Below are 22,372 nucleotides of genomic sequence, written 5' to 3'. Positions count from 1 at the left end.
GGCTCACCCCTGCAACGCCGCCAATTCGCCCGGCAGGGCGTAGGCCCATTGCGTGATGTTGCCGGCCCCCAGGCACACGACGTAATCGCCGGGCTTGGCGCGGGTCGCCACGAGACCGGCGAGATCTTCGGAGCGCTGGAGCGCGATGGCGTCTCGGTGGCCGCGCGACTTCAGGCCCGAGACGAGGCCGTCGCGGTCCATGCCCTCGATCGGCGCTTCGCCCGCCGCGTAGACGGGGGCGACGATGACCGTGTCGGCATCGTTGAAACATGTGCAGAAATCGTCGAACAGCGAGGCGAGCCGGGTGTAGCGGTGCGGCTGGACGATGGCGACGACGTTGCCCTCGGTGGAGGCGCGGGCGGCCTTCAGCACCGCCTTGATCTCCACCGGATGGTGTCCGTAATCGTCGAAGATCAGCGCGCCGTTCCATTCTCCGGTCTTGGTGAAGCGGCGCTTGACGCCGCCGAACCCGGCCAGCGCCTTGCGGATGGCCTCGGGCTCGACGCCGAGCTCGTGCGCGACGGCGAGGGCCGCGGTGGCGTTCAACGCATTGTGCTTGCCCGGCATGGGAAGGACCAGATCCTCCATCTCCATGCGGAAGCCGGGTCGGCGGTCGCGGATCATGACGCGGAAGCGGCTCTGGCCGCCGCGCAGGTCCACGTCGATGAGGCGGACATCGGCCTGCGGGTTCTCGCCGTAGGTGATGATGCGGCGATCCTCGATATGGCCGACGAGGTCCTGCACCACCGGATGGTCGATGCACATGACGGCGAAGCCATAGAAGGGGATGTTGTCGATGAAGCGCCGGAACGCGTCCTTCACCGCCTCGAACGAGCCGAAATGGTCGAGATGCTCGGGGTCGATATTGGTGACGATGGCGACATCGGCGGGCAGCTTCAGGAAGGTGCCGTCGGATTCGTCGGCCTCCACCACCATCCACTCGCCCTCGCCCATGCGGGCATTGGTGCCGTAGGCGTTGATGATGCCGCCGTTGATGACGGTGGGGTCCATGTTGCCGGCGTCGAGCAGCGTCGCCACCAGCGACGTCGTGGTGGTCTTGCCATGCGTGCCGGCGATGGCGACGCAGGATTTGAAGCGCATCAGCTCGGCCAGCATCTCGGCCCGGCGCACCACCGGCAGGCGGCGCTCGCGGGCGGCGATGAGCTCGGGATTGTCGCGCCGGATCGCCGTGGAGACCACCACGAGGGCGGCCTCCTCGACGTTCTGCGCGGCGTGCCCGATGAAGGTCTTCATGCCCTTCTCGGCCAGGCGCCGGACGTTGGCGTTGTCGTTGGCGTCCGACCCCTGGACGGTATAGCCGAGGTTCGACATGACCTCGGCGATGCCGGACATGCCGATGCCGCCGATGCCGATGAAATGGATGGGGCCGAGCTTGTCGGGCAGCTTCATGGTGTGAACCAGTCTCGTCGTGTCGCGGAGCGCGTGAGAGCGCCCCGGCTCGGAATCAGGTGCGGGCCGCCGTCTCGAGGACGACATCGGCCAACCGCTCGGCGGCATCGTGGATGCCCGCGCTTTTGGCGGCTGCGGCCGCTTCGGTCAATTTTGCCGGATGGGTGAAGAGGTCGAGGAGCTCGGCCGTGAGGCGGTCGGGGGTGAAGGCGCTCTGCTGGATGGCGAGCGCGGCGCCGATGCCGGCGAGGGTCGCGGCATTGGCGGCCTGGTCCTGGTCGAGGGCGCCGGGCAACGGCACCAGGATCGACGGCCGGCCCATGGCGGCGAGTTCCGACACGGTGGAGGCGCCGGAGCGTCCGATGACCAGATGGCTACGGGCCATGCGGGCGGGCAGGTCCTTGAAGAACGGCGCCGTCTCGAGACCGGCGAGGCCGAGAGACAGGTAGAGATTCTGGACCTCGGTGAGGTCTTCCGCCCGCACCTGCTGCACCAGCGTCAGCCGGGCGCGGAGGTCGGCGGGCAGCTGGGCGATGGCTTTGGGCACCACCTGCCCCATCACCGCCGCCCCCTGGCTGCCGCCGAAGACGAGGAGATGCAGGCCATCGGCCTCGCCCAAGGAGGGATAGGGGGTCTCGGCCGCCGTGAGCACGGCGGGGCGCAGGGGATTGCCGGTATGGGTGCGCGGGGCCGTGGCCTTCGGGGGGATGCCGCGCACTTGCCTGAAACCGGTGGCGATGGCGCGCGCGCCCCGCGCCAGGAAGGCGTTGGCGCGCCCCATCACGGCGTTCTGCTCGTGCAGGACCGTCGGCACCCGTAGGATCTGCCCGGCGAGAACCGGCGGCACCGTGGGATAGCCGCCGAAGCCCACGATGGCGGCCGGGTCGATGCGCCGGATCTCGCGCGCCGCCACGCCGAAGCCGCGCCCGAGGGTGAGGAGCGCCCCCGCCCGCTTGACGATGGAGCGGCCGGACGGGGTCGCCGAGGCGATGGTGACGATCTCGGAAGCCGGAAACTCGCCGGCGATGGAATCGACGCGGGCGTCGGTGGCGAGCACCACGCGCACACCCCGCGCGCGCAGGGCATGGGCGAGGCTCTCGGCCGGGAAGAGGTGGCCGCCCGTGCCGCCGGCACAGAGCAGGATGGTGGCTGTCCGCACGGTCACCGCATCACTCCGGCGACCGTGGCGGGCGCGGTGCCCGGGGGCTTCTGGCTCAGGGTCGACATGCGCGGCCGCTTGCGGGTGAGCGCCACGAGGAAGCCCATGCCGAGCGCCAGGGAGATCAGCGAGGAGCCGCCATAGGAGACGAAGGGGAGGGTCATGCCCTTGGCCGGCATCAGCCGCACGTTCACCGCCATGTTGATGCAGGCCTGCAGGCCGAACAGGGTGGTCAGCCCGGTGATGGCCAGGCGCGAGAAGGTGTCGTCGGTGCGTCGCGCCAGCTTCAGCCCGCGCATGACGATATAGGCGAAGAGGCAGACGAGGCCGAGGCAGACGAGGACGCCGAATTCCTCGCCGGTCACCGAGAAGATGAAGTCGGTATGGGCGTCGGGCAGGTGGCGCTTGGCGACGCCCTCCCCCGGGCCGGTGCCGAACCAGCCGCCGGAATTGAACGATTCGCGCGCCCAGTATTCCTGGAAGCTGTCGCCGGAATCCTTGTCGAGGAAGCGGGTGATGCGCTCGCGCACGTGGTGCAGGAACTGGTAGGCGACGCCGACGCCGACGAGGCCGGCCACGCCGAGGCCGGCGACCCAGAACCAGTGCAGGCCCGCCACGAAGAAGAGCGAGCACCAGACGATGGTGATCAGCATGGTCTGGCCGAAATCCGGTTGCAGGATCAGCGGCACGATGGTGACGGGCAGGAGCAGGATCGCCAGCAGGCCGCCGGGCATGTCGCGGCGCTGCGCACCCTCGGAGAAGGCCCAGGCGGCGACGACCACGAAGGCGGGCTTCACGAATTCCGAGGGCTGCAGGCCGAAGGGGCCGAACTGGATCCAGCGATGCGCGCCCTTGATCTCCGGCCCGAACTTGCCGGCGAGGATGCAGAGGGTGACGCCGACGATCCAGGTGGCCAGGGCCACGCGCCGGATATGGCGCAGGGACAGGAACGACACCGCGACGATGATGAGGATCGTCGGGGCGAGGTACATCGCCTGCCGGTTGAGGAAGTGGAAGGTCGGCAGGCCGATCTTCTCGGCCACCGGCGGTCCGCCGCCCATGAGGAAGACGAGGCCGGCCACCATCAGGGCGGTGAGGCCGGCAAGCAGGCCGCGATCGACGGTCCACCACCAGTCGGTCAGGGGCGTGCGTTCCGCGCGGGACATCATGGGGCGTCGCTCTCCGTGAGCCTTACGGCGCCCGGAACGAGCAGCCGACAGCCGCCGGCAGCGTCAAGCCGGCTCGGATTCGATCCTGTGCCGGAATGGTAAACCAATCCTTGCGTTCGCCTCGTTCCGTCAACGGGCATGGCCGGCCGAGATCATCGGCATCGAAGGCCGCCCCCGCCGGCGAAGTCCATCGTCCCCGAGACGATGCGGCAGATCACGAGGATCGAATGCCTCGGCGCGCCCGGCGGATCATCGGTGGTTGCTCGGGATTGCACTTGAATCCAGCGCCCGGATGCGATCCCACGCCGCTCGTTGTCTTAGCATCGGTCGTAATATACGGTAAAATACGGGATCAATACGATGCATTGCTGAACATTACCGACAGCATGCATCAAACATGATACATAGTAATTCAATTAATACTTCCTTATGACATCCTCTTGCAAGATGTCAGCATCCGTTCACACCTCCCCCTTTGGGTATCGGTTCGATGAAGTCGTTCAACAACCTCAGCCTTCTGGTCAAGATCATCATCCCGCTGGTCCTGACGGCTGCGATCTCTGCGGGGCTCGTGGCCTACGCGCGCTATTCCATGGGCCGGATCGCCGACCAGACGCAGGAGATCGTGAAGATCCAGTCCGCCCGGCAGAACCATGCCCTGACCCTGCAGATCGGCGTCACCGAAGCGACGGTTCAGAACCGCAACATCCTGCTGGAACAGGATGCCAAGAAAATGGACGGCTACAAGGTCAGGCAGGATTCGGCCATCAAATCGGCGCGGGACGCCCAGGCCGGCCTCGCGAAATTGGCCGACACGCCGGAACGCGTGGCGCGGAACGCGACAATGCGGGACGCCCTGGACGCCTACTTCGCCATCCTGGCCCGCTCGACGGAAGCCGGACTGAAGAACGACCTGCAGAGGGGAACGGACATCGCGCAGAAGGAGGCAGCCCCCCTTCGTGCGAAGTTGCGCGAACATATCTCGGAGCGGATCGCGGTGATCGACAAGGAGCTGAAGGAAGGCGCCGACCACGCGGATCAGATTGCCGCGTCGGCGTCGCTTCTGCTGATCACGTCCGCCACGAGCGGTCTCCTGTCGGCCATGGCGATCGCCGGCGCCATCGTCGTGCTGGGGGTTTCCCGCCCGGTGAAGGGCATGACGGCTTCCATGAGCCGGCTCGCCTCGGGTGATCTCGACGTGACCGTCGAGGGCACCGAGCGCAAGGACGAGATCGGCCTGCTCGCACGCGCCCTGGAAGTGTTCAAACGCAATGCCATCGACGCGCGCCGGATGGCGGGGGAGCAGGCGGCGGAGAACCAGGCCAAGATGCGCCGGGCCGACGCCCTCAGCGACCTGACCGCCCGGTTCGAGGCCAATGTCTCGGCCCTGACCCAGGGGCTGGCGGGCGCCGCCACCGAAATGGAGGCCACCGCCCAGTCCCTGTCGGCGACCGCCGACCAATCGATCCAGCAGGCGTCCACGGTGGCGAGCGCGGCGGAGGAGACCTCCGCCAACGTCCATACGGTCGCCGCCGCCAGCGAGGAGATGTCCGCGTCGATCCAGGAAATCGTGACCCAGGCGACCCAATCCTCCGACATGGCCCAACAGGCCGTGGCCGAAACCCGCCGGACCGAGGCCAACGTGAAGAAGCTGACCGAGGTCGCCGACAGCATCACCGATGTCGTGGCCATGATCTCGACCATCGCCGGCCAGACCAACCTGCTCGCCCTGAACGCGACCATCGAGGCGGCGCGCGCGGGCGAGGCGGGGCGCGGCTTCGCGGTGGTCGCCACGGAGGTGAAGGAACTCGCCGGGCAGACGGCCAGGGCCACCGAGGACATCCGGACCAAGATCGGCGAGATCCAGGGCGCGACCGGCGAGGTCGTGTCCGACATCACCCGCATCGGCAAGTCCATCACCGACATGTCGGCCTATTCCAACGGCATCGCCGCCGCGATGGAGCAGCAGGGAGCCGCCACCCGCGAGATCGCCCGCAACGTGCAGGAAGCCGCGCAAGGCACCCAGGAGGTGACGAGCAACATCTCGAACGTCCGTATCGGAGCGAGTTCGACCGGGGCCGCCGCGACCCAGGTGCTCGGCGCGGCGAGGGAATTGTCGCGCTACTCCGAGAACCTCGGCCACGAAGTGTCGGCGTTCCTGGCCGGGGTGAAGGCCGCCTGACCTCCTTCCACCTCGGGCCTATGACATATCGCAGGCTTCAGGTAGCAGAACCGGTAGAGGGTTCTGCGAACCCGCTCACCGCCGCATCGACTTGAACCCGCAGGTCGAGCCGTTGTCGCGGTAGCCGGCGGGGCAACGGCGGACGCAGGCGCCGGCCGCGAATTTCAGCGGCGGGCGACAGGCATTGCGGACGCTCCGCGGCCGGAACTCGTAATCCTGCGCCGGACCGGCCATCGCAACCGTGGGAATGGACACCGCGAACAGAAGAACGGTGAAGCAGGCAAGGCGCAGGATCATCGCGGTTCCGATCGAGAAGGGTTCAGCAACTCGCCGCTACCTTGGCGACTGGGTCAAGACTGTTCGGACGAGATGGCCGAGCGTGATCCGGCGTGGAGAATCGCTCTCATCCGACAGATCGCATAGAGTCTGGTTGGGGTGTTTTTCCAAGGCCTTACCTCATCCTGAGGTGCCGCGGAGCGGCCTCGAAGGAGCCTTCCAGGGATCGCGCGGCAACTGGAGGGCTCCTTCGAGGCCTCCGCTACGCTCCGGCACCTCAGGATGAGGTGGTCTGCTGGGATGATCGACTTTGGCAGGAGCATCCGCTGAGAAATCAGATCGAAGAGGCCCTCAGTCGCTCATGCGCTGAAAGCTGCAATAGCCGAGACCGCTGTCGCGATAGCCGGCCGGGCATTCCCGGACGCAGGCACCGGCCGCAAGCTTAAGCGGCGGCTCGCACATGCTGCGGAACCGCTCTTCTTGGCTCGCGGATTGCGCCGTTCCCCGGGGAGCGGACAGCGCAGGGGTACCGAGTGGCAAGAGGACCGCCAGGAGTGCCCATCGGGCAAAGGACACCGTCATCGGCGGTTCCGTCCGAGAGACGAGCGGACGGATCTCAGCGGTTCATGTTCTTGAAGCGGCAATAGCCCCGGCCGGTGTCGCGATAACCGGCGGGGCACCGCTTGACGCAGGCCCCGGCCGCGAATTTCAGCGGCGGCTTGCACATCCCGCCGAAGCGCTTCTCGCGATCCATGGAATATTTCGCCGCCACCGGTGTGGAGAGCGCCACGCTTCCCAAGGGAACCGCCACCGTCAGCGCGAGGAGGGAGGCGAAGGCCAAGCGCAAGGTCATCGGGACATCCGGGTGAAAAGGAGACGGGCGGACAATGCGCCCGCCCCCGATCGGTTCGATTCCGGACGAGGCCCGTCAGGCCGCCTTGCAATCGTAGAATCCTTCGCGGATCGCCTGCGGATCGAGCTTGCGGCCGATGAAGACCACGCGGGAGACGCGGGCCTCGCCGTCCTTCCACGGCCCCTGGAGGTCGCCGTCGAGGATCTGGTGGACGCCCTGGAAGACGAAGCGCTTGGGCTCGTTCGGGAAGGCCACGATGCCCTTGCAGCGCAGGATGTCCGGCCCCTGGACCTGGGTCAGGGTCGAGATCCAGGGCATGAACTTCTCGGGGTCCACCGGGCCGTCGATCCTGGCCGAGACCGACTGCATCTCGTCGTCATGGTGATGGTGGTGGCCCTCTTCGAGGAAGTCGGGCTCGATATCGAGGATGCGCGAGAGGTCGAAGGCGTTGCGGTCCAGCACCTGGTCGAGGGCGACGTCGCAGCGGCTGGTGCGGTGGACCTTGGCATAGGGGTTGATGGAGCGGATCAGGCCCTCGACGCGGTCGAGGTCGGCGGGCTCCACGAGGTCGGCCTTGTTGAGCAGGATCACGTCCGCGAAGGCGATCTGGTTCTTGGCCTCGGGCGCGTCCTTGAGCCGGTCGGCGAGCCACTTGGCGTCGGCCACCGTCACCACCGCGTCGAGGCGAGCGGCGGCGCCCACATCCTCGTCGATGAAGAAGGTCTGGGCCACGGGCGCCGGGTCGGCGAGGCCGGTGGTCTCCACGATGATCGCGTCGAACTTGCCGCGCCGTTTCACGAGGCCGTCCATGATGCGGATGAGGTCGCCGCGCACGGTGCAGCAGACGCAGCCGTTGTTCATCTCGAACACTTCCTCGTCGGCGCCGATGACGAGGTCGTTGTCGATGCCGATCTCGCCGAACTCGTTGACGATGACGGCGTAGCGCTTGCCGTGGTTCTCGGTGAGGATGCGGTTGAGCAGCGTGGTCTTGCCGGCTCCGAGATAGCCGGTGAGCACGGTCACGGGGATTTTTTGCGAGGCGGTGGTCGGGCTGTCGGACATGCGAGGCTCTTCGGGTTCGCGGGGGGGGCCGCGTCAGCTGTATGGTGGCTGTTATATTGTATCACCCCGCTCCGATGAAAGAGCGTTCGGTCCCCCGATCCGAGGGGGCCTGAGACTGTCGCACAAGGCCGCCAGGGTGAGGCGGAAGCCGGCCGATCCGGCGAGCAGCCGCTCCAGCATGAGCGCGCCCTCCAGGGTCGCCACCACCATCCGGGCCGTGGCGGCCGGATCGAGACCGGGGCGCAAGCTCCCGTCGGCGCAGCCCTCGGCCAGAACCCGCTCCAGCCAGGCGATGTGCTTGTCGAAGAACCGGGCGAGCTCGGCGCGCAGGGCGTCCGGCAGCGTGTCCCTCTCGATGGCGAGCACGGCGCAGAGACAGCCGAGCCCATCCTCGACCCCGGTGAGATAGTGCCGGCCATAGGCCTCGATCCGCGCGATCGCGTCCGGCTGGGCCGCGACGATGGCGGCGAGCGCCGCGTCGTAGCGGGCGTCGTAGGCCTCCACCAGAGCGAGGGCGAGGTCGGTCTTCGTGCGGAAATGGTGATGGATGCTCGCCTTGCGGATGCTCACCGCCTCGGCGAGGTCGCCATAGCTGAAACCGGAATAGCCCCGGCCCCGTACCAGGATCTCGGCCTGGGCCAGCAGCTCCGCTCTGGTGTCTCTCATGGTCGGTCGATCATGGTCGGGGGCTTCGCGGAACCGGGGAGAGGGGCACGAAGGCGTGATGCACGCACTTCGCGCGTCAGCACTTATGCCGTTGACGGCGGCACAAATCTACCTACTAGATGGTAGCCATAAAAACGGGAGGATAATTCATGAAAGGTCGCTTCGCCGGGCGATCGTCGCAGGATATGCCATGATTCCGCAGCCTCTGCGGAGCCTGGCCACGCGCCGCGCCGCTCTGTTCGGCGGGCTGTGCCTGTGCTGCGTGCCGAGAATCGGCCGGGCGGCGGACTCCTTCACCATGGAGGAAGTCGGGCCGGGCATCTTCATGCGGCGCGGCCTCGATGCCGAGGCGACGCCTGAGAACGGCGACGCCATCGCCAATATCGGCTTCGTCATCGGCGAGAACTCCGTGCTCGTGACCGAATCCGGCGGCAGCCTCGCCGATGGCGAATGGCTGCGCGCCGAGATCGCGAAACGCACGTCGAAGCCGGTGAGCCACGTGGTGCTGACCCATGTCCATCCCGACCATTGCTTCGGCGCGCAGGCCTTCGCGCAGGACAAGCCGGTCTTCATCGGCCACCACGCCCTGCGGTCGGCCCTCGATTCGCGGGGCGACTTCTACAGGACGCGCCTCGTGGAGATCCTCGGGGCCGACAGGGCCGGATCGGCGGTCTACCCGACGATGGAGGTGGCCGACACGGCCGAGATCGACCTCGGCGGACGGAGCCTGCGCTTCACGGCGCACGGCACCGCCCATACCAATTGCGACCTCTCCATGGTCGATGCCCGGACGGGCATCCTGTTCCCGGCCGATCTCCTGTTCGTCACGAGGATTCCGTCCCTCGACGGCAGCCTGCTGGGCTGGCTGAAGGAGGTCGAGACACTGACCGGACTGGGGGCGACGAAGGCCGTACCCGGCCATGGCCCGACCCTGGTCGATGCCGCGCCCGCCTTCGCCGACCTGACGCGCTACCTCACAATGCTCCGCGACGAGACCCGCAAGGCCATCGCCGCCGATCAACCCATCGACAAGGCGATCGACAGTATCGGCCGGTCGGAGCGCGAGAAATGGGTCCTGTTCGACACCTATAACGGCCGCAACGTCACTCAGGCCTACAAGGAGCTTGAGTGGGAATGAGCCAGCGCCACATCATCACGACGAGGAGAGACGCCATGACCACCCACGCGCCGACACCGATCTCCGCGACCAAGCGGTCCTTCACCGCCGCCCTGTGCCTGTCCGCCGCCATGCTGATGGGCGGCTCCGCCCTCGCCGCCGGCTCCAGCGACACCGATGCGGAGCGGCTGGAGCGCTGGCGGGACATTGCCAAATCCATCTTCGGCGACCGCACGATCGAGCCGACCGACGCGCTCATCAAGGTCGACGCCCCGCCGCGCGCCCTCGACGCCTCCCTGGTGCCGATCACCCTGATGATGCCGGAGAAGAACAGGATCGCCGCCGTTCACCTCATCATCGACGACAATCCCTCGCCCTATGCCGCCCACATCACCTTCGGCCCCGCCGCCGACCCAAGCGAGGTCAAGCTCCGGGTGCGGATCAACAACTACACCAACGTCCATGCCGTGGCCGAAACCAAGGACGGCAAGCTCTACGAGGCCGTGAAATTCGTCAAAGCCTCGGGCGGCTGTTCCGCCCCCATGGGGATGAGCGACGAGGAGGCCCTGAAGGGAGCCGGCGACATGAAGATGAAGTTCGCCGAGGGCGGCCAGGGCAAGCCCACGGAGGCGACGCTGATGGTCCGTCACCCGAATTTCAGCGGGATGCAGATGAACCAGATCACCCGCGACTACACGCCGGCCCGCTACATCAACACGCTCGACGTCTCCTCGAACGGCAAGCTCGTCTTCTCCATGAACGGCGACATCTCCATCGCGTCGAACCCGGTGATCAATTTCGCCCTCGCGCCCGACGCCAAGGGTCCGATCAAGGTGGTGGCCACGGACAACCAGCAGGGCCGCTGGGAACACAGCTTCAACACGCCGACCCCGAGCAACTGATGAGGAGGATGCCGCGCATGATCCGACTGTTCGGAGCCGCAGCCATCGCCCTCGCCGCCCTGTCGGGAGCACCGGCCTGGGCGGCGAGCCCCGCCGATTCGCCCGTGAACGTGCCGGAGCCCGATGGGTTCTGGACCGGGCCGCCGAAGGCCTACACCCCCAAGACCCTGACGGGGGCGTCGGTGGTCGATATCGACGCCCTGGACAGGCTGGTCGCCGCCGAGAAACCGGTGATGATCGACGTGGCCATGGCCGACCAGAAGCCGGTGGGCTTCCCCACCGACCGGCCGTGGCTGCCCGCCCACCGCTCGATTCCCGGCAGCGTCTGGATGCCCGGCGCCGGCGCGGCGCCCATGGAGCCGGCGCGGGAGGCGCAGTTCCTCGCCCGCGTCGCCGACCTCACCGGTGGCGACAAGACGAAGCCGGTGGTCACCTTCTGCCATCCCGAATGCTGGGGCAGCTGGAATGCCGGCAAGCGCCTCATCCAGAACGGCTATACCCGCGTCTACTGGTTCGCCGACGGCGTCGAGGGCTGGCAGGACAGGCACGACACCACGATCCTGAAGGTCGACGCCGCCTGGGCCGCCAAGCCCGCCGGCGAGGCACAAAGATAAAAACCCGCCGGCGAGGCGCAAAGGTAGACGCCCGCCGGTGAGGCGCAGCGATAAAGACGGGCGTGGGGAACCGGCCTCGGTAGCGAGGCCGGTTCCCCACGCCGCGCACACCTCACTGTCGAGACAGTCCCGATGATCAGCCGTCGCGCCCTCCTCCTCACGACGGCTCTCCTCGCCGCCGCCCCCTACGGTGCCTCGGCGGCCGAACCGTTCGACGAGGCGGCCTTCGCCGCCGCTCAAGGCGCCGGCCGGCCGGTCATCGTGGAGGTGACCGCCCCGTGGTGCCCGATCTGCAAGGCGCAGCGGCCGCTCCTGAAGGCTCTCTCCGAACAGCCGCGCTTCAAGGATCTGGCGATCTACGAGATCGACTTCGACACGCAGAAGGCGCTCATGCGCCGGTTCGATGCCCGCATGCAGAGCACGCTCATTGTCTTCAAGGGACGCGAGGAGGTCGGCCGTTCCGTGGGCGAGACGCAGGGCGAATGGATCGAGGCGCTGGTGGAGAAGGCCCTTTAGAGCGGCGCCGGGAATCCAGCGGGCATCCCTGTCATGAACACGTCCCTTCCATGAATGCCTCGCTCGGCCTCGCCTTCCTCGCCGGCCTGCTCACCATCCTCTCCCCCTGCGTGCTGCCGCTGCTTCCCATCGTCCTCGGTGCGGCGGCTTCCGAGCACCGTTTCGGGCCGGCGGCCCTGGCGGGCGGGCTCGCCATGTCCTTCGTGGCGCTCGGCCTGATCGTGGCGACGGTGGGATTCAGCCTCGGTATCGACGGCGACGTCCTCCGCCCGGTGGCGGCGCTCCTGCTCGTACTCGTCGGAATCGTCCTCATCGTGCCCGCCTTGCAGATCCGTCTCGCCGCCGCGGGCGGCCCTCTCAGCGACCGGGTGGAGCGACGCTTCGGGGACATCGCGACCACCGGCCTCGCGGGCCAGTTCACGGTCGGCCTTCTGCTCGGGGCGGTGTGGAGCCCCTGCGTGGGGCCGACCCTGGGCGCCGCGTCCCTCCTCGCCGCGCAGGGAAAGGACCTGGCGCAGGTCGCCCTCACCATGCTGGTCTTCGGCCTCGGCGCGGCCCTGCCCCTGCTCGGCCTCGGCCTGCTGTCGCGACGGGTGCTGATGGCGTGGCGGGCGCGGATGATGCGGGCCGGCACGGGCCTCAAGGCCGCGCTCGGACTCGTCCTCGTGCTCACCGGGCTCGCGATTCTGACGGGGCTCGACAAGCGTCTCGAGACGGCCCTCGTGACGGCCTCGCCGGACTGGCTGACCGCCCTGACCACCCGTTTCTGAGGTATACCACGCAGCCCCATGCGGAAGACCGCGACGTGCCGACGAATTCAGCACCATCAGGGGCTTATGGACTAAAGTCACCCGTTGACACGGCTCCGATTGTGGCAGAATAAAGCCACCGGAGACGGCCCGACGTCTAGGGAGGAAACGCCCGGCAAGGGTTGCGACGACAGGCGACGCCATCGCCACGTCGTCAGCATAAGATCAGTCAGCCTCTCCGAATTCTTTGCATACACTCGCCCGCGACCGTCATCTCGGCGCGTGATTTCGGCATTCCGAGCGTATAGACATCCCCGACATGCCCCCGGCCTTCGCGCCGCCGGCGAACTGGGTTGAGATCGATGTCGCAAGTCGTTCAGTCACGCCGCATCCGCGCTGTCGACCTCGCCAAGCGCAAGGCCGAAGGCGCCAAGATCATCGCGCTGACGGCCTACCACGCCCACACCGCCAGCATCCTCGATCCCCATTGCGACTTCATCCTGGTGGGCGATTCCCTCGGCATGGTCATGCACGGGATGGAGACGACCCTGCCGGTGACCCTGGAGATGATGATCGTCCAGGCCCAGGCCGTGATCCGCGGCACCTCCAGGGCTCTCATCGTGGTGGACATGCCGTTCGGCTCCTACGAGGCGAGCCCGCAGCAGGCCTTCATGAGCGCCGCCCGCGTGCTGAAGGAGACCGGCGCCGGAGCGATCAAGATGGAGGGCGGCGCGCGTTTCGCCGAGACGGTCTCTTTTCTCGTGGAACGGGGCATCCCGGTGATGGGCCATATCGGCCTCACCCCCCAATCCGTGAACACGATGGGCGGGTTCCGCGTGCAAGGACGCGGCGAGGACGGCGAGCGCAAGCTGATGCAGGACGCCCAGGCGATCAGCGACGCGGGCGCCTTCGCCATCGTGCTCGAGGGCATCGTCGAACCGGTGGCCCGCGCCATCGCCACGACCCCCTCCATCACCACGGTGACCATCGGCATCGGCGCCTCCACCGCCTGCGACGGCCAGATCCTCGTCCTCGAAGACATGCTGGGCCTGAGCGACAGGGTGCCGAAATTCGTCAAGCGCTTCGGCTCCCTGCGCGGGCAGATCGAGGGCGCCGTGGAGGCCTATGCCGAAGAGGTCCGCGCCGGCCGCTTCCCGGCGGACGAGCACACCTACCAGCCCAACTGAGCGAGATCGGCATACCGCCTCGGGCTCGCTCGTTGCCGGACGCCTGCGAGCGGGGCCGATGTCGCGCCGAACCCATTGTCGAAGGCTCGCGGGTAGACGGCGTCAGGCTGTGCCGCCGCCCGTTTTCCCATGACGCCAAATTGACGCAGAACACTTATTGTTCATCGCCTGAACGAGAGTTTTTAGAAGATTATAAGCAATTTGCATAGAGTTTGAGCGTCTTGAATGATGCTGTGGACCAATTTGTGGATCCACGACACCCAATCTGCATAATTTGAAAGCATTCACAATGAAGATGACGATCAAGCTGAGGCTTGTAGCACTTCTGGCTTGTATCGGGCTGGTTCTCCTGGCGACGTCGGGCATCGCTAACCTTGCTTTGCATTGGAGTCACCAAAGCCTCAAAACCACCTTCGACGATCGTGTCATCCCCCTCCGGCAATTCATCGTCATCCGGGATTCCTATGACGACCTGACCAACGTCTCGCGCGCGTTGCGCGGCCGGCAGATCGACCCGGCCCAGGCCAGGGAGAAGATCGAGCGAGACCTCTCGAACATCACCACGCAATGGTCGGCCTATCTGGCGACATACCTCACACCGGAAGAGGAGATCCTCGCCAAGGATCTGCAGGGGCGGATCGACGGGAACGCCGTCATCATGGCCGAGATCCTCAAGCGCATCGCTGCCGGGGGCGGTTCGGAATTCGAGACGACGCATGTGGACTTGCTGAAAGGCCTGCAGGCCACCAACCCGATACTGACGAAACTGGCCACGCTGCAGGTGCATGAGGCGGAGGCGGAATACCAGCGCTCCGAGGCGACGTCCGGTTGGACGCGGCTCACCTTGCTGGCCGCGCTCGGTCTGGCCGCGGTTACCATTGCGTACGGTGTCTATACGATCATCGCGCATGTCATCCGCCCGCTCGGCAACCTCGTCAGCGTTCTTCAGCGCATGGCCCGGGGTGAGATCGATGCGGAGATCAAGGAAGCCGCCCGTGGTGACGAGATCGGCGCCGTCGGCAAGGCCGTCGAGGGCATCAAGGCCATGGTCGCCCGCAAGGCCGCCGAGGAATTCGAGATCAAGCGCCGGGCGGACGAGGCTGCGGCGGCCGAGCGCAAGCGCACGATGATCGAGCTGGCGGACGGCTTCGAGCGTGCCGTCGGCGGTATCGTCGGGACCGTGTCCTCATCGGCCACCGAACTCCAGGCCACTGCCCAGCAGATGACCGCCAGCGCCAACGAGACGGCGGCCCAGTCCTCCACCGTCGCGGCGGCCGCCGAGGAGGCCGCCACCAACGTCAACACGGTCGCGGCGGCGGCCGAGGAATTGGGCTCGTCGGTGCAGGAGATCGGTCGCCAGGTGTCCGGCTCGGCCATGCTCGCTCAATCGGCCGTGGGCGAGGCCGACCAGACCGTGCATCTGGTCCAGGCCCTGCAAACCACGTCGGCCCGGATCGGCGACATGGTGGGCATGATCTCGACCATCGCCAGCCAGACCAACCTGCTGGCGCTCAATGCCACGATCGAGGCGGCGCGTGCCGGCGTGGCGGGGCGGGGCTTCGCGGTGGTGGCGAGCGAGGTGAAGGCCCTCGCCGCCCAGACCGCCAAGGCGACCGAGGAAATCGGCCGCCAGATCGGCGAGGTGCAGGGCGTCACCGCTCAGGCCGTGATGGCGATCGGCGGCATCACCGGGCGGATCCGCGAGATCGACGACATGGCGGCCTCGATCGCCGCCGCGGTGGAGCAGCAGGGGGCGGCGACGCAGGAGATCGTCCGCAACGTCGCCCAGGCATCGGCGGGCACCAACGAGGTGACCGGCAACATCGCCGGTGTGGCGCAGGCCTCGGAGGAGACCGGGATGGCGGCCGGACAGGTATTGTCCGCCGCCTCCGAACTGTCGCGCCAGTCCGAGCATCTCGGCGCGGAGGTCTCACGCTTCCTCTCGACCATCCGCGCCGCCTGACCCGACAGGAATGGAACGCGGACCGTCGCCCATCTACTCGGAGCGGCGTTCCGGAGTGAGACCGGGCGGGGGTGTCCCTATCGGACCCCGCCTCCGAAGGCCGTGGCAATCTCAGAAGTGCCGCCGAGCAGGATGTCGAGGGCCAGGATGAGCCCGAGGACCGCGATATAGACGACCGTGAACAGGTCCCTGTCCTCTTTGCCGGCCAGTATCAGGCCGGCGAAGGGAACGGTCTGGAGCGCCAGGATGGCGGGAAGGTGCATGACGGTCCTCGAAGGGTCGGGGGATAGTCCCGGCCCCTCCCCGGGGGCCGGGTCTGCTGAGGCCGGACCGGTGACGCGATCCGGACGGATCAGACGGATGTCCGTGCGAGGCGGGCGGGGCCGGATTCCTCCATCGTGTCCGGAGCGACCGCCGGGCCTTGCGCGAGATAGCGCGCCCGCATCGGACGGAGCACGAACATCGCCAGGGCCGCCGCCGCCACGTTCAGCCCGATGATGATCGAGAACACCGCCGACCAGCCGTAGGTTGCCGAAATGACGCTCGCCACCGGCACGAGGAACGAGGCCGTTCCCTTGGCGGTGTAGAGCAGGCCGGCATTGGTGGTGGCGAAGGTGGAGCCGAACGTGTCGCCGCAGGTGGCCGGGAACAGCGAGTAGATCTCGCCGAAGACGCCGAAATAGATCGCCGTCGAGAACACGAAGACCAGCGGGTTGGTGCCGTAGCCGAGGAGCAGGACGATCGCGGCGGCGGCCGTCGCGAAGGCGATGAACATCGTGTTCTCGCGCCCGATCGTGTCGGAGACGAAACCGAAGAACGGACGCCCGAACCCGTCGAAGATCCGGTCCAGCGAGATGGCGAAGGTGAGCGCCGCCATCTGCAGGCCGAACAGGCTGACGGGCACGTCGGCGACCTTGAAGTCATGGGCGATGGGCGCGATCTGCGCCGCCGCCATCAGGCCGCCCGAGGCCACCATGACGAAGATCGCGTACATCACCCAGAAGACGGGGGTGCGCACCACCTCGCGCGGCGTGCGGTCGACCTTGGTCTGGGGCAGGCGCAGGCTCTTGCGCTGCATCGGCACCGCGACGGAGGGCTTGCGCAGCAGGAACGACAGCAGGACCACGATGGCGCCCTGGCCGAGGCCGAAATACAGGAAGGCGTCCTGGTAGCCGCTGCTGGCGATCATCTTGGCGATCGGCACCACCGTCACCGCGGCGCCGGCACCGAAGCCGGCCGCCGTGGCGCCGGCCGCGAGGCCGCGCCGATGCGGAAACCATTTCAGGGCGTTGCCGACGCAGGTGCCGTAGACCGACCCGGCCCCGATGCCGCCCACCACCGCCGCGCCGTAGAGCATCCACAGGGACGAGGCCTGGGAGTTGATGAGCCAAGCGAGCGCGATCATCACGCCGCCGAAACAGACCACGATGCGCGGGCCGTAGCGGTCGACGAACCAGGCCTCCACCGGTACCAGCCAGGTCTCGGTGGCGACGAAGATCGTGAAGGCGAACTGGATCGCCGCCCGGCCCCAATGGAACTTGGCGTCGATGGGATCGACGAAGAGGGTCCAGCCATATTGCAGGTTGGCGATCATCGCCATGCAGAGGACGCCGAAGGCGAGTTGCCGCCATTTGGCCGACGGCGGGTCCTGGCGTTCCGTCGCGGTATCCATTGGTGCCATCCCTAAATCCATTCTTGCTTGGTGATGCGTGGCGTCGCTCCGGCCATCATGCATCAAAATTCAAGGCATACGATATACCACGGATTAAAATTCAGGCTCGCTCGTGCGTGGAGGGCGACACCGGGGCAGCGATACGGGAATGTTGCGCGACGGTCACGCTCCACGTCGAAACGGCGCTCCCGCTTCATCACCAAATCGGAGACGGCCGTCCGGACACGCAATCCGCGGGCGGTCCCACAAGCCAGACGAAGCAGAGCGCAGAGCCTCGATCAGGGTCCAAAATCACTTCACCGGGGCAGACGACTCGGCACCACCGGAAGTATAAAATCCCACTTTAGATCCATACTAATTCCAGAAGATAGCACTTGCATGCATATTACCTTCTTCGCCAGAAGAATGCAGAACACGAATTAGAGATCAGTCGTTCTTTGTAACGCCTCTGAACTCATCAAGTCCTGGCAAATTGGGTTCCGCCTTGAATCAACTCTCGCTCAATCATCGCGGCCAAGCCGCGGTCTCGTCCGTTCGCGGTCGTGTCCTCCTTGCCATGCTGTCGAGCGTGGCCGTCCTGGCGGTTCTGTCGAAACCCGTCATGGCGCAGGTCTCGGCGCAGGTCTCGGCGCAGGGCGCGGACCACGCGGTGACCCTCGATACCTTGTCGGTCGATGGCGCCGGTGGACGTCCGAGCGCATCGGGCGCGGATGCCGGCGGCCCCGTCGGCCCGGTGAGAGGCTATACAGCCACGCGAAGCGTCGTCGGAACCAAGACGGACACCCCTATTCTCGAAACCGCCCAGTCGATTTCTGTCATTTCCCGCAAGCAGATCGAGGATCAGAACGCGCTCACCGTCAATCAGGCCCTGCGTTACACGCCGAGCGTGACCACCGAGCAACGCGGCGGCTCCGGCTCGACGCGCCTCGAACAGTTCCTGATCCGCGGCTTCCAGGCCCCCCTCTTCCTCGACGGCATGCGCCTACCCGGCAACCGTGACGCCGGCCCGTCCGTCGATCCGTTCCGGCTGGAGCGCGTGGACATCATCAAGGGGCCGGCCTCGGTCCTCTACGGGCAGTCGGGTCCGGGCGGCATCGTCAACCTCGTCAGCAAGGTGCCGTCCTTCGTCCGCCACGGCGAAATCTTCATCCAGGGCGGCGATTACAACACCGTGCGCGGCGGCGTCGATGTCGGCGGCCCGATCGAGGGCCACAGCGTCCTCGCGGACCAGTTCGCCTACCGCATCATCGCGGCGGGCTGGAACGCCGATGGCCCGGCCAAGACCACCTCTATCGAGCGCAGCTTCATCAACCCAAGCGTGACGTGGCGTCCGTCCGCCGACACCTCGCTGACGGTCATCGGCCTGTACCAGCGCGACCCTTATTCCGGCTATTACGGCGCCCTGCCCGCCAAGGGGACGCTGTTCCCGTCGAATTTCGGTGTCGCCAACGGACCGCTCGGCCGCCTGCCGCGCAACTTCTACGACGGCGACCCGAACATCGAGCGCTCCGACCGCACCCAGGCCTCGGCGACCTATATCTTCGATCATCGTTTCGACGATGGGATCCGCGTCCACTCGTCGGGTCGCTTCCTGCGCACCCTCGGCGATTACCGCAGCCTCTACGACTCGACCAAAAACAATCTCGGCTGGGGCGGCCGGTTCCTGAACCGTTCCATGGGCGGCACGAACGTGGCGATCGATGCCTTCACCAACGACAATAATCTCGTGGCCAATTTCGAGACCGGCCCGATCGCTCATACCGTCCTCGTCGGCCTCGATCACCAGACGCTCTATACGAAGACCTACGGCACGCCTTTCGTGGATGCCCCCTCGCTCGACCTTCTTAATCCGGTCTACGGTGTTGAGGCTTCCTTCCCGGCTTTCTCGGGCCACACCGACATCACGTCACAGCAGACCGGGATCTATTTCCAGGACCAACTCAAGATCGACCGGCTGACGCTCACTCTCGGCGGACGTTACGACTGGGCGAGCCAGACCGGTCCCACCCGAGACCTGGCGGGCAAGGTCGTCAGCAGCCAGGACGCGCCGAGCGAAGCCTTCACGGGTCGGGCGAGCCTGCTCTACCTCTTCGACAGCGGCATCGCCCCCTATGTGAGCTATTCGGAGGCTTTCGAGCCACTGGTATCGGGGCAGATCTATAACGGGAATCCGACCTTCGGCCGCCTGCCCGACCCGATCACGAGTCGGCAGTTCGAGGCCGGGGTGAAGTATCAGCCCCCGGGAACCGACATCCTGCTCACGGCGGCTGCCTTCGACATTAAGCGCCAGAACTCCCTCTCGCCCGACCCCGTGCCAGGCAGACAGACCTTCTCGGTACAGACCGGCGAAGTGAGCGTTCAGGGCGTCGAGTTCGAGGCGCGGGCCAACATCACCGAGAACCTCACCGTCATCGGCGGCTTCTCCCTAATTGATGCCGTCAATTCGGCGGGGACCAGCAAGACGCTAAATGAAACCACCGGGCAAAATGTGGAGCTTCTCGGCCTGCGCCCGATCCAGGTGCCGGACACCACGGTCTCCCTCTTCGGCAACTATCAGGTCCGCACGGGATTGTTCGCCGGCCTCGGCTTCGGTGGCGGCTTCCGCTATCTCGGGGGCTCGCAGGGTGACGCCGCCAACAGCATCAAGGTGCCGGCGAACCTCGTCGTCGACGCCGTGGCATCTTATGACTTCAGCTACCTGTCGCCGAACCTGAAGGGCGTGCAGTTGCAGGTCAACGCCCAGAACCTCCTCGACGAGACCTACGTGCAATCCTGCGCCTTCCAGGCCTGGTGCTGGTACGGCGCGCCGCGCACCGTACTCGCGACGCTCCGGTATCGCTGGTAGATCATGGCTTCGCGCCCGCCCGCGCCTCGGCCGAGACCGCTCGAGAACGACATGCCTGGAGGATGTGCGGCATGAAGAACGGCCTTCGCCAATCCATGGCCTGGCTGCACGCCTGGTCCGGCCTCGTGGTCGGCTGGGTGCTGTTCGCCGTCTTCGTCACCGGGACGGCGAGCTACTACCGCACCGACATCACGGCCTGGATGCAGCCGGAACTGCGCCGGGAATCGGCGGGGACCGCCCTCGACCTGCCCCGCGCGGCGGAGATCGGGATCGCCCATCTCCAGGCGCACGCCGTGGGCGCGCGGTCCTGGTCCATCGGCCTGCCGCAGCCGGACCGGCCGATCATCGACCTGTTCTGGCGGACGAAGCCGGGGGCGCCTCCGAGCATCGTCCAGCTCGACGGGCACACCGGCGAGCCGGCCTCCTTCCGGAAGACCAGGGGCGGCGACTTCCTCTACCGCTTCCATTTCGAGCTGCACATGCCGCCGCTCTGGGGGCGCTGGATCGTCGGCATCTGCGCGATGGTGATGCTGGTGGCGCTCATCAGTGGCATCGTCACCCACCGCCGGATCTTCGCCGATTTCTTCACCCTGCGCCGGGACAAGTCGGCCCAGCGCGGCTGGCTCGACGCGCACAACGTCACCGGCGTGCTGGCACTGCCGTTCCACCTGATGATCACCTATACGGGCATCGTCACCCTGGCGATGATGTACATGCCCTGGGGCGTCACCGCCGCGTACAAGGGCGATGCGACGCGCTTCTACGCCGAGACATCCCAGATCACGACGCAGCGCCCGCCCCTCGGCCGGCCCGGAACCCTGGCACCCATCGCCCCGATGGTCGCCCGTGCCGTGGCGACGATCCACGAACCGCTGGAGCGCCTGTCCATCGTCAATCCGGGCGATGCCGGGGCCACCGTGATCGCCATTTTCGAGGAGCCGCACGGGCTCGCCCACCAGCATCCGCAGATCGCCTTCGACGGCACCACCGGCGAGATCGTCGAGATCCTGCAGGGCGGGCTGAAGCCGGCGGCCAAGACCTTCACCACCATGGTCGGCCTGCACGAGGCCCATTTCGCCGGGCCGGCCCTGCGCATCCTGTTCTTCCTCTGCGGCCTGATGGGATGCGTCATGGTGGCGAGCGGCCTGATCCTGTGGTCCGTCGCCCGGCTGCCGAAACCGGGCGAGACCGCGCTCCTCGGCCTTCGCGTGGTGCAGGCCCTCAACATCGGCACCGTCATCGGCCTGCCGGCGGGAATCGCGGTGTATTTCCTCGCCAACCGGATCCTCCCTCGCGGCCTCGAGGGCCGCCTCGACTGGGAGGTCCGGGCCTTCTTCGCGGCCTGGATCGTGATGGCCGTGGTTCCGCTGTTCCGGCCTCACCGGGCCGCGTGGCGGGAGATGGCCCTCGTCACCGCCGCCCTGTTCCTCGCCGTGGCCCTGGTGGACCTCGCCGCCGCCGCCGCGCCCGGCCCAAGCGCCCTGCTGCGGCACGACCCGCGCTTCCTCTGGTTCGATGCGGCCATGATGGCGCTCGCGGGGCTGTTCGCGCTCGTTGCCCGCAAGGTGGCGCGGTTCCAGACCCGCACGCGCACGAAATCCGCCCCCGTCGGCGCGCCGAGGACCGCCTGACACCGGATAAGCGAAAGCCGGAGCAAGAACCGGGATGCGATCCCCGGCGCTCCGGGCCAGGATGACGGGAGGAGACGGCGCCCCATCCGCGCACGCCTCGCCCGATGAGGAGATCGCCCCGGTGTCCGTCCGCGAATCCACCTCCTCTCCGGAGGCCCTCTCCGTTTCCGAGGCCGGCGACGCGGAGAGATGGGCCGCCCTCGCCTCCCGCGACGGGACTGCGGACGGCCGCTTCGTCTATGCGGTGCGCACCACGGGAATCTATTGCCGGCCGAGCTGCGCGGCGCGTGCGCCGCGACCCGAGAATGTGAGCTTTCACGCCACCTGCGCCGAGGCGGAGGCGGCCGGCTTTCGCGCCTGCAAACGCTGCCGGCCCGACGAGCCGAGCCTCGCCGCGCG

General features: G+C 67.1%; 21 protein-coding genes. 11 read left to right on the top strand and 10 right to left on the bottom strand.

Annotated features, from left to right (window positions below; translation table 11 throughout):
- Nucleotides 1–3 precede the first annotated feature (3 nt).
- From murC to FV220_RS14010, 3 genes are read right to left on the bottom strand one after another with little or no spacing between them, the layout of a single operon-like run.
- Entirely contained in the window at nt 4–1,410 is a 1,407-nt protein-coding gene (gene murC, locus FV220_RS14020; protein WP_018041923.1) for a UDP-N-acetylmuramate--L-alanine ligase, read from the bottom strand.
- Between the two features lie 55 nt (nt 1,411–1,465).
- Complete coding sequence (murG, locus tag FV220_RS14015) at nt 1,466–2,575, bottom strand: undecaprenyldiphospho-muramoylpentapeptide beta-N-acetylglucosaminyltransferase (protein WP_147832092.1); 1,110 nt, start codon at nt 2,573–2,575, stop codon at nt 1,466–1,468.
- Nucleotides 2,572–3,738, bottom strand: a complete 1,167-nt coding sequence (locus FV220_RS14010) for a putative peptidoglycan glycosyltransferase FtsW (protein WP_018041921.1) — start codon at nt 3,736–3,738, stop codon at nt 2,572–2,574. The genes murG and FV220_RS14010 overlap by 4 nt, the downstream gene beginning before the upstream one ends.
- A gap of 490 nt (nt 3,739–4,228) precedes the next feature.
- On the opposite strand from FV220_RS14010, the gene FV220_RS14005 reads away from it, so the two are divergent.
- Complete coding sequence (locus tag FV220_RS14005) at nt 4,229–5,920, top strand: methyl-accepting chemotaxis protein (RefSeq protein ID WP_147832091.1); 1,692 nt, start codon at nt 4,229–4,231, stop codon at nt 5,918–5,920.
- Between the two features lie 75 nt (nt 5,921–5,995).
- Here FV220_RS14005 and FV220_RS14000 read toward each other — a convergent pair whose 3' ends face one another.
- The 5 genes from FV220_RS14000 to FV220_RS13975 all read right to left on the bottom strand — a co-directional run bounded on the left by FV220_RS14000 (nt 5,996) and on the right by FV220_RS13975 (nt 8,777).
- A complete protein-coding gene (locus FV220_RS14000) occupies nt 5,996–6,217 on the bottom strand; it encodes a hypothetical protein (RefSeq protein WP_056147507.1) in 222 nt (73 codons plus the stop codon).
- A gap of 330 nt (nt 6,218–6,547) precedes the next feature.
- The gene (locus tag FV220_RS26130; RefSeq protein WP_082473253.1) at nt 6,548–6,778 is read right to left on the bottom strand and encodes a hypothetical protein; all 231 of its coding nucleotides are present in this window, start codon (nt 6,776–6,778) and stop codon (nt 6,548–6,550) included.
- A 34-nt stretch (nt 6,779–6,812) separates the two neighbouring features.
- Nucleotides 6,813–7,049, bottom strand: a complete 237-nt coding sequence (locus FV220_RS13985) for a hypothetical protein (protein ID WP_147832089.1) — start codon at nt 7,047–7,049, stop codon at nt 6,813–6,815.
- Nucleotides 7,050–7,124: 75 nt separating this feature from the next.
- Entirely contained in the window at nt 7,125–8,111 is a 987-nt protein-coding gene (locus FV220_RS13980) for a GTP-binding protein (protein ID WP_056147509.1), read from the bottom strand.
- Nucleotides 8,112–8,162: 51 nt separating this feature from the next.
- Nucleotides 8,163–8,777 (bottom strand): TetR/AcrR family transcriptional regulator, encoded by a 615-nt coding sequence (locus FV220_RS13975; protein WP_056147512.1) that lies wholly within the window; start codon nt 8,775–8,777, stop codon nt 8,163–8,165.
- A gap of 190 nt (nt 8,778–8,967) precedes the next feature.
- Between FV220_RS13975 and FV220_RS13970 the strand changes: the two genes are divergently transcribed.
- From FV220_RS13970 to FV220_RS13940, 7 genes are all read left to right on the top strand, one after another.
- Nucleotides 8,968–9,915 (top strand): quinoprotein relay system zinc metallohydrolase 2, encoded by a 948-nt coding sequence (locus tag FV220_RS13970; RefSeq protein ID WP_246689463.1) that lies wholly within the window; start codon nt 8,968–8,970, stop codon nt 9,913–9,915.
- 35 nt (nt 9,916–9,950) lie between these two features.
- Complete coding sequence (locus tag FV220_RS13965) at nt 9,951–10,796, top strand: quinoprotein dehydrogenase-associated SoxYZ-like carrier (protein WP_056147515.1); 846 nt, start codon at nt 9,951–9,953, stop codon at nt 10,794–10,796.
- Between the two features lie 8 nt (nt 10,797–10,804).
- Nucleotides 10,805–11,410 (top strand): rhodanese-like domain-containing protein, encoded by a 606-nt coding sequence (locus FV220_RS13960; RefSeq protein ID WP_187273419.1) that lies wholly within the window; start codon nt 10,805–10,807, stop codon nt 11,408–11,410.
- A gap of 132 nt (nt 11,411–11,542) precedes the next feature.
- Nucleotides 11,543–11,926 carry a thioredoxin family protein gene (locus tag FV220_RS13955; protein WP_147832087.1) on the top strand — a complete coding sequence of 128 codons (384 nt, stop codon included), beginning with the start codon at nt 11,543–11,545 and terminating at the stop codon, nt 11,924–11,926.
- Nucleotides 11,927–11,976: 50 nt separating this feature from the next.
- Complete coding sequence (locus FV220_RS13950) at nt 11,977–12,696, top strand: cytochrome c biogenesis protein CcdA (RefSeq protein ID WP_147832085.1); 720 nt, start codon at nt 11,977–11,979, stop codon at nt 12,694–12,696.
- A 341-nt stretch (nt 12,697–13,037) separates the two neighbouring features.
- Nucleotides 13,038–13,862, top strand: a complete 825-nt coding sequence (gene panB / locus FV220_RS13945) for a 3-methyl-2-oxobutanoate hydroxymethyltransferase (RefSeq protein WP_018041911.1) — start codon at nt 13,038–13,040, stop codon at nt 13,860–13,862.
- A gap of 289 nt (nt 13,863–14,151) precedes the next feature.
- Nucleotides 14,152–15,825, top strand: coding sequence for a methyl-accepting chemotaxis protein (locus FV220_RS13940; RefSeq protein WP_147832083.1), 1,674 nt, complete (start codon nt 14,152–14,154; stop codon nt 15,823–15,825).
- 77 nt (nt 15,826–15,902) lie between these two features.
- Here the strand turns inward: FV220_RS13940 and FV220_RS13935 are convergent, their stop codons facing one another.
- The gene (locus tag FV220_RS13935) at nt 15,903–16,088 is read right to left on the bottom strand and encodes a hypothetical protein (RefSeq protein WP_056147533.1); all 186 of its coding nucleotides are present in this window, start codon (nt 16,086–16,088) and stop codon (nt 15,903–15,905) included.
- A gap of 89 nt (nt 16,089–16,177) precedes the next feature.
- Nucleotides 16,178–17,497 carry an oxalate/formate MFS antiporter gene (oxlT, locus tag FV220_RS13930; RefSeq protein ID WP_147832081.1) on the bottom strand — a complete coding sequence of 440 codons (1,320 nt, stop codon included), beginning with the start codon at nt 17,495–17,497 and terminating at the stop codon, nt 16,178–16,180.
- Nucleotides 17,498–18,098: 601 nt separating this feature from the next.
- Between oxlT and FV220_RS13925 the strand changes: the two genes are divergently transcribed.
- The 3 genes from FV220_RS13925 to FV220_RS13915 all read left to right on the top strand — a co-directional run.
- Complete coding sequence (locus FV220_RS13925) at nt 18,099–20,342, top strand: TonB-dependent siderophore receptor (protein ID WP_246689464.1); 2,244 nt, start codon at nt 18,099–18,101, stop codon at nt 20,340–20,342.
- A 71-nt stretch (nt 20,343–20,413) separates the two neighbouring features.
- Complete coding sequence (locus FV220_RS13920; RefSeq protein ID WP_210245949.1) at nt 20,414–21,973, top strand: PepSY-associated TM helix domain-containing protein; 1,560 nt, start codon at nt 20,414–20,416, stop codon at nt 21,971–21,973.
- A gap of 61 nt (nt 21,974–22,034) precedes the next feature.
- Nucleotides 22,035–22,372: Ada metal-binding domain-containing protein (locus FV220_RS13915; protein ID WP_281406092.1), on the top strand; the 338-nt coding region annotated here is incomplete at its 3' end.

Source organism: Methylobacterium sp. WL19 (genome assembly GCF_008040005.1).
Lineage (GTDB): Bacteria > Pseudomonadota > Alphaproteobacteria > Rhizobiales > Beijerinckiaceae > Methylobacterium > Methylobacterium bullatum.
This window is presented reverse-complemented; position numbering and strand designations above follow the sequence as displayed.